This is a genomic window from Nitrosarchaeum koreense MY1 (assembly GCF_000220175.1).
GTDB classification, from domain to species: domain Archaea; phylum Thermoproteota; class Nitrososphaeria; order Nitrososphaerales; family Nitrosopumilaceae; genus Nitrosarchaeum; species Nitrosarchaeum koreense.
Window position 1 is genome coordinate 910,054 of sequence record NZ_AFPU01000001.1, and the last position, 15,102, is coordinate 925,155.

The window sequence follows — 15,102 nt, forward strand, 5'->3', positions numbered from 1 at the left end:
AAATTCTATCATGCGAATATAAATAAATGACAAAATTATCGAATTAGCAGTATGACTTGGAAAAAGATTGCAGAAAAAGGAGACATAGCTATCGGTAAAGGAAAGGCCTTTAAAATCGATGGAAAACAAATTGCAATTTTCAATCAAGATGGATATCATGCAATTGATGATCTTTGTGTTCATCAAGACGGCTCGATTGCACCAGGCAAATTAGAAGGGGATATAGTAGAATGTCCATTGCATTTTTGGCATTATAACATCAAAACAGGAGAATTGAAAGACTATCTCAAAGATGTGAAATTAGCAACATATCATGTTGAAGCCAGAAATGACGGAATTTACGTTGATGTATAACCAAAATCATCATTAAAAATTTTGTAAAATTAAAAAAACGCAACACAGATTCAGTCATCAATTTTATAATTTTTTTGTAAAGCCAAAAAAGAGAAAGTACCAAAAAGGAATGTTTGCATTTACCTTTTATGCAATCAGAATGAAATCAGTGTATGAATAATAAATTATCAGATTTTCAAAAATAAGTTATTCATAATTGAAATAGGTATTCATTCAAAACAAGTGTAAAAATCGTTCAATTGCGTTTCAATATTTGGTACAATTTTTATTCTCACATATTATGTAAATTAATTATTGAACCAAGACATCATAAATGAAATTAAGAATCAAAATTATGCTGCAATTGCAGATTCTATTGAAAATTTCTTAATAGAGCAGATAGAGAAAAACCATGTAAACGGATTAATTTTAGGATTAAGCGGCGGGATAGATTCAGCTGTTTTAGCCTATATTTGCAAAAGAAAACTAAAAGAAAAAACACTTGCCGTAATAATGCCAGATACACAGATTACACCAAGTATCGAAACAGAAGACGCAATGAAGATGATTGCACTGACAGGATTAGAATACAAATTAATCGACATCAAACCAATTGTTAATGAATACATGCATTATGTAGAACCAAATAATTGGGCTAAAGGAAATCTAAGGGCAAGGATAAGAACCAATATCTTATATTATTATGCAAATGCAAAAAAGTATCTCGTATTAGGATCAAGCGATAAAAGTGAATACCTGATGGGATATTTTACAAAATATGGAGATGGAGCATCAGATCTAGTACCAATAATTTCATTATACAAATTACAAGTCAGAGAAATTGCAAAATTTTTAGGTGTGCCTCAAAACATTATTGAAAAGAAGAGCAGTCCTCACCTATGGAAGGAGCATGAAGCTGAAAAAGAATTAGGAGCATCATATGAAGAGATAGATTCTATACTTTATTGCATAATAGATAAAAAACTATCAATTGATAAAACTAGCGAGATACTAAAAATCGATAAACAAATGGTTGAAAAAACATATCAGACATACATTAACAGTGCCCACAAAAGAGAAATGGCACAAAAACTATCTGAGGAAAAATAATGAAACTACAAGATACGCTTAGTAATTCTGAACAAACACTAGAAGTTTCAAAAAAAATAAGAATTTACTTGTGCGGAGTTACAGTATATGATGAATCTCATATAGGACATGCTAGAACAATAATTGTTTTTGATGTATTAAGAAAATATTTGGAAAGTAAAAAAATAGAAGTAGAATTTATCCAAAATTTTACAGATGTTGATGATAAAATAATTAATCGAGCAAAAACAGAAAATACGACTGCAGAGCAAATTAGTTCAAAATACATTCAAAGATACTTTAGCGATTTTGATGAGTTGAATGTAAAACGTGCAACAAATTACCCTAAGGCAACAGAACACATAGAAGACATTAAAAATTTCATAAGTAAATTAATTGAAAAAGGGATAGCATATGTATCAAAAAATGGGGTTTATTTTTCAGTAGCAAAGTTTCCACAATATGGAAAACTATCAAAAAAGAAGATAGATGAATTACAATCAGGAGCAAGAATAGAAATTGACGAGTCAAAAAAAGACCCTCTAGATTTTGCTTTATGGAAATTTTCTAATGAAAATCCACTTTGGGATAGTCCATGGGGAAAAGGTAGACCTGGGTGGCATATTGAATGTTCTGCAATGAGCATAAAGTATCTTGGAGAAAATTTTGACATACATGGAGGTGGGAGAGATCTGATATTCCCACATCATGAAAATGAAATTGCACAATCAGAATCATACACGACAAAACAATTTGCAAAAATTTGGATACATGTAGGAATGGTCACTATTAACGGAGAAAAGATGTCAAAATCACTTGGCAACATAAAATCAATAAAACATGTATTAGATAATTGGGGATCAAACATCATTAGATTATTTTGCTTGTCAGGACACTATTCAAAACCAATAGACTATTCTGAGGAATTATTAAAAGAGAATCTAATAAAATGGCGTCAGGTAGAATCTTGCTATTATGAATTAATTCACACAAGTAATTCATCAAATTCAGGTGAAATTAAATTATTAATTAACAACATAGGCAAAGAGTTTGATAATTCCTTAGAGTCAGACATCAATACACATCTTGCTCTTTCAGCATTTTTCAAACTTGTAAAAGAGGTAAACTATATGGCTGCAGAAGAAAAATTGAATTCAACAGACGCAAAAATAATCATTCCAGAATTTGAAAGAATGCTTGATATTTTAGGACTTGTAATTCCAAAAATTACGCCAAATGAAAAAAATGAAATTGATAATATGATCATAACAAGAGAACAATTAAGAAAAGAAAAAAAATTTCAAGAAGCAGACAACATTAGAGATAAACTCAATGAAATGAATATTGAATTAATTGATCATAAAGGAAAAACAATTTGGATTAGAAAAGAAAAGATCAAGGCAGACATATAATTCATTTACAGAAAAAACATCATCTACTAAAAATTAGTCCGGTCTAATTAGTCCCGTCTAATTTTAACATTGTTTAATAATTAACAAAAATAAACTAAATTATGAATGCATGGACTAAATTTTGGAATTGGTATGAAAATAAGATTTTAGGTAGTGTCATCATAATTGCGATAATACAGTTTATTCAGATTCCACATATGATTTGGAATGCAGATTTGATGTTAGAAGCAGGATATGTTTCAAGAGTTCACCCATTAATTGACTGGTTACTATATGGAGTAGATTTAATCGAAATAATTTCAATCGTAAATGTAGGAATGATTATGTTTAGTCTGATTAAAAAAAGAAGAGAAAACCAATCCATAAAGACTATTAAAAAAGAGTGAATTAACTCCGGTACAAATAGAGGAAGGATTACAGTGAACTATGTCGTTATTTTGTGAAAAATGCAATAATCGAAGATTGCCAAAATGGGATAAAGTGGAAAATAAAACAAAGTGGCTTTGTGAAACTTGTTGCAATTATGTTGATGATAAAAACAATATAATAGATCAATATCAAAAATAGTTAAAATTTAATCAATTATTTTTTTGATGCACTAACCAAAGAGACCACATCTCTATCTCTGAGCTGATAATCCACAGGCAACCGCAAGTTATATCTCAAGTCCTTTCCATATAGGAGTCCTTTTGTCAGATCTGTGTGAATTTCTTTTGCTAGATCAGCAATTGTTGCACCAGCTTTGAGCAATATCAAGTCAGGCAAAACACGCCCTTTTTTATCAGCTAAAAGTTTTTCGTCAGCCACAGGATAAATTGAATTCATCTTTAGTAGTTTGAATACTGCCACGTTAATTGCAAATTGAACACCTGTTCGCATATATTCGCCCATTATCCCTTTTTTAATAAAATCCAAAGCGTTAATCTGTTTTTCATTAAGATCTTCTGATTTTATTATTTCAAATTGTTCAGAACCTGGAGAATATTTGATCAATCCCTTTTGTTCAGCTCTTCTTAAACTAAATTCACTATCTCCGCTAACAGGAATTACAATAGAATCATTGAATCGTTCTCGCAATCTAGCAAAATTTTTGTCTGCACCTTCCACATCAATTTTATTTGCAACAATGAGTGTTGGTTTTGAAATTTTTCTAATATATGATGCAAGTTTTTTTGTATCAACCATATCGAAATTATCAAACTCTTTATCGCCCAACCCAAGTTTTAATAATGAATCTTTCACATGAATTGGATTAACACCAATTCCACGATAAAGATCAGTGATTGCATCTACAATACTTGAACCGGTTCGAATTGACTTTGATACTTTATCTCTATTTCCCTCTAAAATTTTATGGTACCATAAAATTAATTCCTCTTCAATATCTGCAAAATCAGATATTGGATCCCCACTACCAACCTCGGTAATTTTTCCAGATGAATCTATACCGCCAGATGCATCAACAACATGAAGTAATGCATCGGATTGAGCAGCAATTGAAAGAAATTGGTTTCCTAATCCTTTTCCCTTCCATGCATCTTTGATAAGACCAGGTAAATCAATTAATTCAACTGGGATGTATCTCCACCCGTCAACGCATTTTGAATTATTAGGATTATCTTGTATTTTAAACTCTGGATGAACACATAAAGTAATTGCATGTGCAACGCCAGAAACAGGTTTTTTTGTTGTAAATGGATAAGAAGATATTTCTTCAGACGATAAAGTGGCAGCATTGTAAAAAGTTGTTTTACCAGTATTTGTTTTACCTATTAATCCAAGTTTAATTGGCATGGTTTATTTGTAATCTAAGAATATTTATCTCTGCCTAGATATCAGAGTCATTGATTTTTTTGGTTATCTTTTCTAGGGATTGTGTTAATTCCTTTATTGACCATTCGATGTCACTAGCATCTTTTTTAGATAATTCACTTTTCCATTTTTCTAAAACAATATTTGCTATTTCTGAACAGTTGTAAAGCAGATTCCAATATGGATGATGTTCTGCTGTTGAATATGCAAGCTCTGTTACATCAATTAATCCATTTTTCGCGCGTGCCAACGCTGTAATGTTTTCACCAAAAATTTTTACAATATCAACATCTAGATCTTTTTGTACCTTTAGCGGAGTATTATTTTTTTCATGTTTATTTACTAATTCGTGCAATTCGTTGTAAAAAATATCAAAAGTCATAATTAAGATAATCTCTGATGTTCTGCCAGCATACATCTATTAAATACAATTTTTATTCCATTATCTCTAGCCAAGTTTTCGGCTTCAACATTATGGATTCCTTCTTGAAGCCAAATTACCTTAGGTTTTTTCTTAATAGATTCTTTCACTACAGGAAGTACTTGATCAGATGGTCTAAACACATCAATGATATCAACATCATCAACAACTTCAGAAATTGTACTAAAACATTTTTTACCTAAAATCTCATCAGTGGTAGGATTTACTGGAATTATAGTAAATCCATGTTCAGATAAATATTTTGGAACATAATATGCCGCCTTATGTTCATTTTTAGACATGCCAATTACTGCAACACGTGTTAAGGAAAGAATATCTCTTATTTCATCATCGGTATAAGAATCGCGTTCCATGAAAAAATTAAAGCAGTGTAGGATATAATTTTTAAAGGAAATAGCATGGTATTTTAACAACTGGGAAAATTAAACGACATGGAATCTATGCCAGAAGAACCAAAAGACGTAGTGGTATTAGGAGCAATTGCAAGAGGAATTAAAAAATTCGATAAAATACAAAAAGCAGCCCAGATTGACGGGGAAGAACTAAACGAAATTCTTGAGAAATTAGAAAAAAGAGAACTAATACAGGTAGAAGAAAAAAAAGGATTATTTGGAAAAAAAATTGAGCTTAAAATTACAGATAAAGGAACAAAAGAATTAGAAGAGAGGATTCACGAATTACAAGATAAATGGAATCAAATGTCCTTACTGTACAAAAGTGGGGATAAAGAAAAACTAAAACAATACATGGACGATAACAAATCAATTCTTCCCACTATGATGTTTTTTGGAATAATGGACATTATGATGTTTTCAATGATGTTTAGTATGATGGGTATGATGATGACAGACTATGTACCGGCAGAAAGCATTCCAAATGACATGGGTGGGGAAACTGCATCAGATGGAGGAATGGATTCTGATGGTGGTGGGTTTGACTTTGATGTCGGATTCTAAGTTGATGTTTTATATCACGAATAAAAAATAAATCCAAATGGCATATAGTTCGTATGATAACCAAGGAATAGTCAAAGTACTATCATTTCTAAAATCCCACAATACAGAATATCTTTCAGGTCAAGATTTGAGTGACGTATTAAGAATAAGTCGAGTTGCAGTTTGGAAACATATTAAAAAAATCAGAGAGTTAGGATATAAAATAGAATCAAAACAAAAGCTAGGATATAGATTAGAATCAAGCAGTGATAAATTACTTCCATGGGAGATAACATCGGGATTAAAGACCAAAATGTTTGGAAAGCATACGTATTATTTTGATTCAGTGGATTCAACTCAAAACCAGGCAATGAAAATGGCATCAAGGGCAGTTCATGGCACATTGATCATTGCAGAAAAACAAACTAGTGGAAAAGGAAGGCTGGGAAGAAAATGGATTTCACCCAAAGGGGGAATATGGCTATCTATAATTCTACATCCAAAATTTGACATGTCGGTAATCACATTATTTCCAATAGCTTCTGCACTTGCATTATCAAACGCAATTGAGAAAACATTAAACATAAAATCGGAGTTAAAATGGCCAAATGACATTACAATTAATGGTAAAAAAGTCGCTGGAATGTTAGTTGATGCATCTATAGAGTCAAACAAAATTGAAAATATGATTCTCGGAGTTGGAATAAATTATAATGTGGAGGTTAAACAAATTGAAAAAATTCTAAAAAATACTCCAAATTTTTATGGAGTTGCATCATTAAATGAACACCACAAAACAATAAAACCAGTGTTACTAGTTCAATCATTTTTATTGGAATTAGAAGAAATTTTTAATCTATTGAACAAAGGAGAAATTAAAAAAATAATCAAAGACTGGACAAAAAAATCATCTACCATAGGTCAAAATATAGAATTAATTACAGAAGAGGGGAAAATAAAAGGCAAAGCAATCAAAATAGATAATGACGGAGCATTAGTCATATCATCTAATGAAAAAAATAAAAGAATCACATCAGGAGATATAACTCATATTATAAAATAAGATATTACAAATTATTTTTTAATGATTTTTTTATTTACAGGTTTCTTCTTGTTCTTTGACACACTAGATTTATCATCAGAGATTAGTTTTGACTGTTCTTTGAGAAGATTTTTTAGATCATTTTGGATATCAAAAACAGCATCAACCATTTCCTCGAGGGCTTTTGAATATTGGCGATAGACAGATAGTAATTCTGACTGCTTTTTAGTTATCTTTGAAAAATACTCATTTGAGCGTAAAAGATTAGCAGACGTGATTAATTCAGGCATATCAGATATTGGCCCTCCAAGTTCATCTAATTCTGATTGAATATCTTGAATTTGCTTACGAAGTTCATAAATAATTTTACCCACGCCTAATTTACTCAATCTAAGATTTTGTAATTGTTAGAAGATTAAAGATTTACTGAAAATAATAGAACACTCAGCAAAAGTGACAAAAATCTATCAAAAAATACAAAGCATCTCAAAATAGAAATAAATTATAACCAAAGTACAAGTATCAGAGTCATTGTCGATGCGCATATTATGTGGAATTTTATTATTTGCCAGTTTTATTTCAATACCAGTATTTGCTCAAACTACATTTGATTCACAATCAATGTTCAAACAAGCTAATGAACACTTTTCAAAAGGAGAGTATAATCAAGCAGTTGTAATTTATGATGAAATTTTAGAAGAGATTCCAAATAACATATCCACAATGAAGATGAAAGCCATTGCACTAAGCAATTCAGGATATCATGATAGATCACTTAAAGAATTCTTCAAAATTCTTCAGGAAAAACCAAATGATGTGACTTCACTCATCGGCATGGGTGTTGGTTTTGGAAATTTGGGGGAATATCAAGAATCAAAATATTATTTTGAAAAAGCATTGAATGAAAAACCAGACAGTATAGTAATTAATAATTATAAAGAATTTACAGATAAGGTAATTGCAAAATATCCATATACTCCAACAGAAAAGCCTGTGGATCTTAGAAATGAAGGGACAGTGCAAATTCCAGAATGGGTCAAGTTAATTGCAAAATGGTGGTCAGAAAAGCAAATTGAAGATTCAGAATTCACATCGGCATTATTATTTATGATTGAAAACAAAATAATACAAATTCCAATCATTGAAACAAAATCATCGACAGAGAATAAAATACCAGATTGGATAAGAAATAACGCTTCGTGGTGGGCTCAAAATACAATAAATGATCAAGATTTTGTTTCAGGAATTCAATACATGATGGAAAAAGGCATTATAGTTGTAGATATTAAAAAATCACAAGAGGAAATTCAAAAAGATAAAGACTATGAATATAGTTTGTTTGAAAAATATATTCGTAGTATTTCAAAAAATGTTTCAGATGAAAAAAGATATATCGAATATCCAAATCCAAGTGGAGATGTTATAAAAAAATTCCTCAGAGATTATACAAAGTGGAATTTTGAAGAAGAAGCAAAAACAGCATCCAGTAATTTTCCAGATCCCACATACGAGATAGTGGACGGAGTGTACATTGTAAATTATAAAGTCTTCATTAATGAACAGCCATCAGGATTACCATTAGATCATGTAAGTACACTGAAAAACTCTTTTACATTTTGGGAAAAACAAGAATTAAGTTCTGAAGGGAATAAAGTCAAAATGATTTTTGAAATTACATCTCAGAAACATGAAGCAAATGTTTGGGTCACATGGGTAGTACGAGATATTGGAGAAGGAGTGTTAGGTCATGCACATCTAGGAAAAGGAGTTGTAGAGGTAACATTAGGCGATTATAATTGCGATGGAAGATTTCAACTTTATGATGTTAAAACAGTTGAAACTATTATGACTCATGAGTTAGGTCATTCGATAGGACTAACACATGTCTCTGATCCAAATAATATCATGTACACATCGTTAAAACCAAATTATGCATATTGTCTATTAGGATGATTTTAGAATCTAAGACACATGTTCCTAAATCCTTAAGTTGATAACTTTCACAGAAAATTTGTGAGTTTTAGAGTAAGTGTTTTTTCAAAAAAAGAGTTACTAATCATAGTGGGATCGTCAGTCATTGTTTCAGTAATATTGTACATCACTTATGTCATAGGTAAATAATTAGGTTCTAAACTCTTTTATAGCCTCAAATAATATTTTGACCACTTATTAGATTAAAATTGGTGCCAGTCATATTTAGTAAAATAAGTAAAAATTAGATCAAAAATAAAATAAATTATCAAAACGTTTAACAGAATCAGAACATTCGATCAAAATTCAAATAGAATAAAAATAGTTTTCAAAAATTTGTTTATGTAAAAAATAGTTTCCGAAATATTATATTTTAGTTATTCTAGTTCTATAAAACTAGAATAAGAATTAGCTTAGCCTACATACAATTAACCTGTTGAAATAATGTAAAACGATAATAAGGCAAATGAAGCATTGTAATTATTATGCTTAAGAGCACAACTGTATCTGGACCGAAATGTCCTTCATGTGGGGATAGAAAAATGGTTACAGATGAAACCACTGGAGAATTATTTTGTGGTAGATGTGGTTTCGTAGTTACGGATAAAATTTCAGACACAGGTGCAGAATGGCGATCATTTGCAAATGACGACACAAGTAGAGCCAGAACTGGAGCTGGAACATCATTAACAATGCATGATATGGGATTATCAACAGTTATCGGAGCTGCAAATAAAGATTCTACTGGAAAACCTTTAACATCATCGATGAAAAGTTCAATTGAAAGATTACGAACATGGGATAGTAGATCACAAGCTCATTCTTCCGCAGATAGAAATCTAAGACAGGCATTAAATGAGATGGGAAAATTAAAAGACAAACTTGCATTAACAGATGCAGTAGTTGAAAAAGCTGCATACATTTACCGAAAGGCCATGGAAAAAAAATTGGTAAGGGGTCGTTCAATTCAGGGTTTAGTAGCAGCTTGTCTTTATGCAGCATGTAGAAATACAGAAACCCCTAGAACATTAGACGACGTTGCAAACGGCATCAACATTAGAAGAAAAGATGTTGCCAGATGCTATAGATTAATTTTTAGAGAATTAGAATTAAAAATGCCAGTGGTTGATCCGGTTAAAGGAGTATCAAGAATTGCAAGTATTGCAGAACTAAGTGAAAAGAGTAAACGAAAAGCAGTAGAAATTTTAGAGCAAGCAAAAGAAATAGGCATGGTGGCTGGAAAAGACCCGATGGGAATAGCTGCGGCTGCGCTTTATTTGGCATGTATTAGCACTGGGGAGGTAAAATCTCAAAAAGATATTTCAATTGCATCAGGAGTAACTGAAGTAACAATTAGAAATAGATGTGCAGGTTTGAGAAAAATGCTTCAAAACTAGTGAAAAATATGCTGAACAGGGATAATACATGGTCAGATTGGCTTGACTTTAATGAAGAAACAATTTCAAAAATACCTCAATCCGCAGGAGTGTATATGATGCATGCGTCAATGAAAATTTTATTCATTGGAGGTTCTGAAAATATTAAAAAAAGCATACAAGAAAAAGAAAAAGAACCATGCATCTCAAAAGCCACCAGAGTACGATACATGCAAACTGGTTCTTATGAACAAGTTTCAGAGGATTTAATCAAGGATTATCAAGATAGACATGAGGGAAATATTCCTCAATGTATGAGTGTAGGATAAACAATTCCAGATGATTTTCTAAATTTTAAAAACTACAATGCAGTATTTTTGAATCTTTCATACTCAAGTGTATCCCAAGGGAACACAATATATTCAGTACCTTTTGTTTTTTGAGCATATACTAATTGTTTGGGATATTTTTTGCCTGTTCTAGCAAATAAAGTAGCATATACAAAATCAGAAGGATTAGTCACATTTTGAATTATTTTCTTAAATGTTTTTCCAGAATCGTAAATATCATCAACAAAAAGAGAGTCCGAAGAAATTTTATTTTTATCCACAAGTATTGTATCAATTCCCAAGTGATCAGCTAATAACCTTGCTGGAATTAAACCGCCACGACTGACTGTAGAAATACTTGAAAAAGATTTTGAAGATTTTAAAATTTTTTTAGAAAGCAATTTTGTCAATCTCTCAATATCAGTCCAAGTGACATGTTGTGAAAGAGTATCCATACATGTTTGGTGGTTTTACCTAGATTAAGTTGTTATGATAAAATGATTCAAAAAGTACCCATTACCGGTTTTTTTAGAGGCTCAATAATCTTAAGAATATTAAATGCATATTTACTGAAATTTGCTTCCTTTTCAGAAGATACTAACAAAACATCATCGTTTGCTAATGGAAAGCTCATCACAATTACCTTATCTCGATAAGACATTGAAAAATGAACTTCGCCAAACTCTTTATCAAATTCATGCCTCATGCGAACTCTAAGTGCAAGTTCCATGAACATCATTTCATCTTGTTTTTGAGATTCTAATGAGTGCATTCCCTTCTTCATTCCCCCTGCAACAAGATGACCTCGATTATTGATGATTCTAGCAGACCTTAGAAGTGGGTCCAATTGAATAATTTTTTGACACATTTGTTCTAGTTCTTCAACACTAGCCACTTGTCTAATTAAACAAGCGATCTATTTATTGAGAGCTATCACAATAATAATCCGTGGAATCAGAATCTCAAAAAGACGTTACAGATTATTATAAACACCTATCCTTATTCTGGACAGATATTTTTCATTTAATGTCCAGTAAGCCTCAAGCCTTGACTTCATTAGGTCCAATGAGAGCTTTTGCTTCAAATTCAAAGAAAATATCAACTGAGTTAATACAGATTAATGAAAATTTGATGGAATTTAACAAATACGTCACAGAATACTATAAGCAATTAGCAGAAACATGGAATGAGGCACAAAAAAAAGTAAACCTAAAAGCTCCGGATGTACCACACGATATTGAGCAAATCGAATCATTCAAAAGAATATGGATAGACATTTTTGATAATGATTTTACAGAGTTATTTGATTCTGAAAAATTTGGAGTAAATTATGGAAAATTAGTTTCAAAAGAGCTTGAACTAACAAAAAATTGGCACAACATTTCAAATGTGATATTACAGGCTGCAAATCTTCCAAGCAAAGAGGAGATTGATGAAGTATACAAAGAGATACATTCACTGAAAAAAAGAGTCACAAAGCTAGAGATTGAATTAAAAAAGAAAAAACAAAGTAACATGGAGATAACAAATAATGAAAAGTGAATCAAAATTTGATCCTAAAATCATTGAAGAGATGATAAAATTTAGCAAACATGTTATGGATGCACCAAAATTAGTTTCAGCTCCTGATGAAATTAATTTAGAGATTACACCTCATGATGTAGTTCAAGAAATTGATAAAACAAGACTACTACATTACAAACCACTTACAGATAAACAGCACAAAACACCATTACTGATTTCATACGCGCTAATTAACAGATATCATATTTTAGACATACAGCCAGAAAAAAGTTGGGTTAGAAATTTACTAATGCAAGGATTTGACGTATACATGTTAGATTGGGGTTCTCCAACTAGCATGGACAAATATTTAGATTTTGACGATTATGTTAACGGATATTTAGATAGTAGCATAGAATTAATCAAAGATGTATCATCGGTAGAAAAAATATCCCTACAAGGATATTGTACAGGAGCTACAATTGCAACTGCATATGCAGCATTACATCCAGAAAGTGTGAAAAACTATATTGCTACAGCACCGGTCATTGACGGATGGCGAGATACCACAGTAATTAGCAATCTTGCCAAGCATATGGACGTAGACAAAATGGTAGAAACTATAGGAAATATGCCTCCCGAATTCATGTATTATTGTTTTTCAGTTCTAAAACCATTTGAACAAGGAATTGAAAAATATGTTAATTTTTTCAAAAATATCGAGAACAAAAAATTTGTGGATAATTTTCTAAGAGTAGAAAAGTGGCTTGGCGATACACCGCCTATTCCAGGTGCTCTTTTCAGACAATGGATTAAGGATATTTATCAAGATAATCTACTAATTCAAAATAAAATGTTTGTTGGTGGTAGTCACATAAATTTGAAGAAAATTAACATGCCAATATTTACACAAGTTGCAGTAGGGGATCACCTAGTATCACCTGAATGCAGTATGCCACTTCATTATGCAGTAGGAAGTGATGATAAGACATTGAAAATATACCCAACTGGGCATGTAGGAATGATTGCTAGTTCATTATCTCAAAATAAGGTATTACCAGAGCTAGGAAATTGGCTTGCTGAAAGATCATAAAATAAAAAATAAAAAATAAAATTTACCACTAGTTGTTCTTTGTGGTGAATGCGGATATCCAGGATTGAAGAATGTTTCTATTCAAGTCAGCAAATGATTTTGCATTATCGTTGAATGTTTTGATGTTTTGTTGGGTTGAATCAATTGTTGCTAGTGTTATTTGATTGTGTATTGATGCCACTTTAACAATTTCTTCAGTAGTATCATTCATTACTTTTAGTGTTGCTTGTGGAATGTTTGTTGCAACACCAAATTTCTTTGCATATTCTTTTTGTAATGTGATTGTAGAATCAACAACATTTTCATATGCTTGTAAATATTCTTGCTGAACATTTGTAATTGATTGATGATACTGTGGTACTGATTGTCTAATACCGGTAAATATTTTGTCTATGTTTTCCTGATATACAGAAAATACATCTTTAGATCCTGGTGTCTGTTCGTTTTTACTCATTGTTTCACCTCCTTATTTTTTGATTTTTTGGCTATTGGAAGGACTATGACTTGTACCAAGTCACCCTCACCTAATCCAAGTGCATTACGTTCTGCCTCTGGAATTGAAATTCTTCCATTACTACTTACAGTTGTTTTGTATGCTCCCCAATTCATAAAAGATGGAAGCATTTGACCGATTTGAAACATAGTCTCCATACTTTTGTTTTGCATAGATGACATATTTTTCATCATATCAGATTGAACCTGTCTTGTATTATCAGAAACTTCTCTAAGAGTTTCTAAAGGATTGAATGTTTGTGTATTTTGATTTGTCATCAACATGCCAAAATTTTTCATGAATTCAGCTTGTGCACGACCATTTTTTTGAATCCAATCTTTGAACATTTCAGAAGGATTGAATTGGTTATAATTACCATTCATTGGTAAATATTGGAATTAGATGGTATATAAACTGATCTAAGAAAGAAATTCCAGAACAGCGGATGAAAAAGTTTCAGGATCTTGAACATATGGAGTATGGCCGCAATCATCCATTCTAAAAAATCTACAATCTTTGATATTGGATAGAAAATTTTCAGCATATTGAATTGGGATCACAGGATCTTTTGATCCCCAGATAACAAGAGTGGGACATGAAATTGAATTTAGTTTAGGAGTTATAACTTCAGAATTTTTCAATCCTAAAACAGTAGACATGAAAGCTAGTTTTGCATTAGGTAGTTTCATTCTTTCAATAAAACCTTGAATAATTTGAGTATCGACTTCATGACCAGATGATTCCATTAACTCAAACACATTTTTTGCACTTTCATCGTTTGGATATAATGCAGCCATTATGTAAGCATCTAATGCAGGAGTAGATTGTTTCATTGAACCTGCAGGAGATACAAGAATTAATTTTTCAACTTCATTTGAATGGGTAGATGCATAGTCAGCTGCAATTTGACCACCTAATGAAGAGCCAATTATAATGGGACGTGCGATTTTCAAAGCGATAAAAAATTTCTCAAGAAAAGATGAAAAAAAATCAGGAGTATAATCTGCGACGGGTTTATCACTATAACCATAACCGATCAGATCAGGAACAATCACACGATATTGTTTTGCAAAAAGAGGAATAACTTTATTCCATCGTTCGGCTGATGCACCCAATCCATGGATCAATACTAAGATATGTTTAGAATCCCCAGATTCCAGATACCTAATGGTATTACCATCAACCTGTATGAAATTTTCTTTCATGGTTTTAGCTTCAATGATTTAGCTAGATAAGTTTAGTTACTATTAACGATCAATTGTTTTTGGTATT

20 protein-coding genes are annotated in these 15,102 nt (G+C 31.4%); 11 read left to right on the plus strand and 9 right to left on the minus strand.

The window, feature by feature from the left end; genetic code table 11:
• Nucleotides 1-51: 51 nt before the first annotated feature.
• From MY1_RS05305 to MY1_RS05320, 4 genes are all read left to right on the plus strand, one after another.
• Nucleotides 52-354, plus strand: coding sequence for a Rieske (2Fe-2S) protein (locus MY1_RS05305; RefSeq protein WP_007550767.1), 303 nt, complete (start codon nt 52-54; stop codon nt 352-354).
• A 294-nt stretch (nt 355-648) separates the two neighbouring features.
• The gene (locus MY1_RS05310) at nt 649-1,443 is read left to right on the plus strand and encodes an NAD+ synthase (protein WP_007550768.1); all 795 of its coding nucleotides are present in this window, start codon (nt 649-651) and stop codon (nt 1,441-1,443) included.
• Nucleotides 1,443-2,834: a cysteine--tRNA ligase gene (cysS, locus tag MY1_RS05315; RefSeq protein ID WP_007550770.1), complete on the plus strand. Its 1,392-nt coding sequence runs from the start codon at nt 1,443-1,445 to the stop codon at nt 2,832-2,834. Before MY1_RS05310 ends, cysS begins: the two co-directional genes overlap by 1 nt.
• Nucleotides 2,835-2,935: 101 nt before the next feature.
• Nucleotides 2,936-3,220 (plus strand): hypothetical protein, encoded by a 285-nt coding sequence (locus MY1_RS05320; RefSeq protein WP_048109794.1) that lies wholly within the window; start codon nt 2,936-2,938, stop codon nt 3,218-3,220.
• Nucleotides 3,221-3,416: 196 nt separating this feature from the next.
• Here the strand turns inward: MY1_RS05320 and MY1_RS05325 are convergent, their stop codons facing one another.
• The 3 genes from MY1_RS05325 to MY1_RS05335 are packed head-to-tail and all read right to left on the minus strand — an operon-like array spanning nt 3,417 to nt 5,441.
• A complete protein-coding gene (locus tag MY1_RS05325) occupies nt 3,417-4,628 on the minus strand; it encodes a redox-regulated ATPase YchF (RefSeq protein WP_007550774.1) in 1,212 nt (403 codons plus the stop codon).
• Nucleotides 4,629-4,662: 34 nt separating this feature from the next.
• A complete protein-coding gene (locus MY1_RS05330) occupies nt 4,663-5,028 on the minus strand; it encodes a hypothetical protein (RefSeq protein WP_007550775.1) in 366 nt (121 codons plus the stop codon).
• Nucleotides 5,029-5,030: 2 nt separating this feature from the next.
• Entirely contained in the window at nt 5,031-5,441 is a 411-nt protein-coding gene (locus MY1_RS05335) for a CoA-binding protein (RefSeq protein WP_007550776.1), read from the minus strand.
• Nucleotides 5,442-5,519: 78 nt separating this feature from the next.
• On the opposite strand from MY1_RS05335, the gene MY1_RS05340 reads away from it, so the two are divergent.
• Both MY1_RS05340 and MY1_RS05345 read left to right on the plus strand, forming a co-directional pair.
• A complete protein-coding gene (locus MY1_RS05340) occupies nt 5,520-6,044 on the plus strand; it encodes a hypothetical protein (protein ID WP_007550777.1) in 525 nt (174 codons plus the stop codon).
• Nucleotides 6,045-6,081: 37 nt separating this feature from the next.
• Nucleotides 6,082-7,086, plus strand: a complete 1,005-nt coding sequence (locus MY1_RS05345) for a biotin--[acetyl-CoA-carboxylase] ligase (RefSeq protein ID WP_007550778.1) — start codon at nt 6,082-6,084, stop codon at nt 7,084-7,086.
• A gap of 11 nt (nt 7,087-7,097) precedes the next feature.
• On the opposite strand, the gene MY1_RS05350 is transcribed toward MY1_RS05345, so the two are convergent.
• Nucleotides 7,098-7,439, minus strand: a complete 342-nt coding sequence (locus MY1_RS05350; protein WP_007550779.1) for a hypothetical protein — start codon at nt 7,437-7,439, stop codon at nt 7,098-7,100.
• Between the two features lie 163 nt (nt 7,440-7,602).
• Between MY1_RS05350 and MY1_RS05355 the strand changes: the two genes are divergently transcribed.
• From MY1_RS05355 to MY1_RS05365, 3 genes are all read left to right on the plus strand, one after another.
• Entirely contained in the window at nt 7,603-9,018 is a 1,416-nt protein-coding gene (locus MY1_RS05355; protein ID WP_048110433.1) for a matrixin family metalloprotease, read from the plus strand.
• Between the two features lie 503 nt (nt 9,019-9,521).
• Complete coding sequence (locus tag MY1_RS05360; RefSeq protein WP_007550782.1) at nt 9,522-10,433, plus strand: transcription initiation factor IIB; 912 nt, start codon at nt 9,522-9,524, stop codon at nt 10,431-10,433.
• A gap of 8 nt (nt 10,434-10,441) precedes the next feature.
• Nucleotides 10,442-10,741, plus strand: a complete 300-nt coding sequence (locus tag MY1_RS05365; RefSeq protein ID WP_007550783.1) for a DUF7508 domain-containing protein — start codon at nt 10,442-10,444, stop codon at nt 10,739-10,741.
• 32 nt (nt 10,742-10,773) lie between these two features.
• Here MY1_RS05365 and MY1_RS05370 read toward each other — a convergent pair whose 3' ends face one another.
• Nucleotides 10,774-11,196 (minus strand): hypothetical protein, encoded by a 423-nt coding sequence (locus MY1_RS05370; RefSeq protein WP_007550785.1) that lies wholly within the window; start codon nt 11,194-11,196, stop codon nt 10,774-10,776.
• A gap of 47 nt (nt 11,197-11,243) precedes the next feature.
• Nucleotides 11,244-11,636: a DUF6659 family protein gene (locus MY1_RS05375; RefSeq protein ID WP_048109802.1), complete on the minus strand. Its 393-nt coding sequence runs from the start codon at nt 11,634-11,636 to the stop codon at nt 11,244-11,246.
• Nucleotides 11,637-11,767: 131 nt separating this feature from the next.
• On the opposite strand from MY1_RS05375, the gene MY1_RS05380 reads away from it, so the two are divergent.
• Nucleotides 11,768-12,283 carry a poly(R)-hydroxyalkanoic acid synthase subunit PhaE gene (locus tag MY1_RS05380; RefSeq protein WP_007550787.1) on the plus strand — a complete coding sequence of 172 codons (516 nt, stop codon included), beginning with the start codon at nt 11,768-11,770 and terminating at the stop codon, nt 12,281-12,283.
• Complete coding sequence (gene phaC, locus MY1_RS05385) at nt 12,273-13,337, plus strand: class III poly(R)-hydroxyalkanoic acid synthase subunit PhaC (protein ID WP_048109806.1); 1,065 nt, start codon at nt 12,273-12,275, stop codon at nt 13,335-13,337. The genes MY1_RS05380 and phaC overlap by 11 nt, the downstream gene beginning before the upstream one ends.
• Nucleotides 13,338-13,365: 28 nt before the next feature.
• Here the strand turns inward: phaC and MY1_RS05390 are convergent, their stop codons facing one another.
• Genes MY1_RS05390 through MY1_RS05400 form a run of 3 tightly spaced genes read right to left on the minus strand, consistent with a single transcriptional unit; the run spans nt 13,366 to nt 15,035 of the window.
• Complete coding sequence (locus MY1_RS05390) at nt 13,366-13,791, minus strand: hypothetical protein (RefSeq protein WP_007550789.1); 426 nt, start codon at nt 13,789-13,791, stop codon at nt 13,366-13,368.
• Entirely contained in the window at nt 13,788-14,213 is a 426-nt protein-coding gene (locus MY1_RS05395) for an AbrB/MazE/SpoVT family DNA-binding domain-containing protein (protein ID WP_007550790.1), read from the minus strand. Before MY1_RS05395 ends, MY1_RS05390 begins: the two co-directional genes overlap by 4 nt.
• Before the next feature lie 36 nt (nt 14,214-14,249).
• Nucleotides 14,250-15,035, minus strand: coding sequence for an alpha/beta fold hydrolase (locus tag MY1_RS05400; RefSeq protein WP_048109813.1), 786 nt, complete (start codon nt 15,033-15,035; stop codon nt 14,250-14,252).
• Between the last annotated feature and the right edge of the window lie 67 nt (nt 15,036-15,102).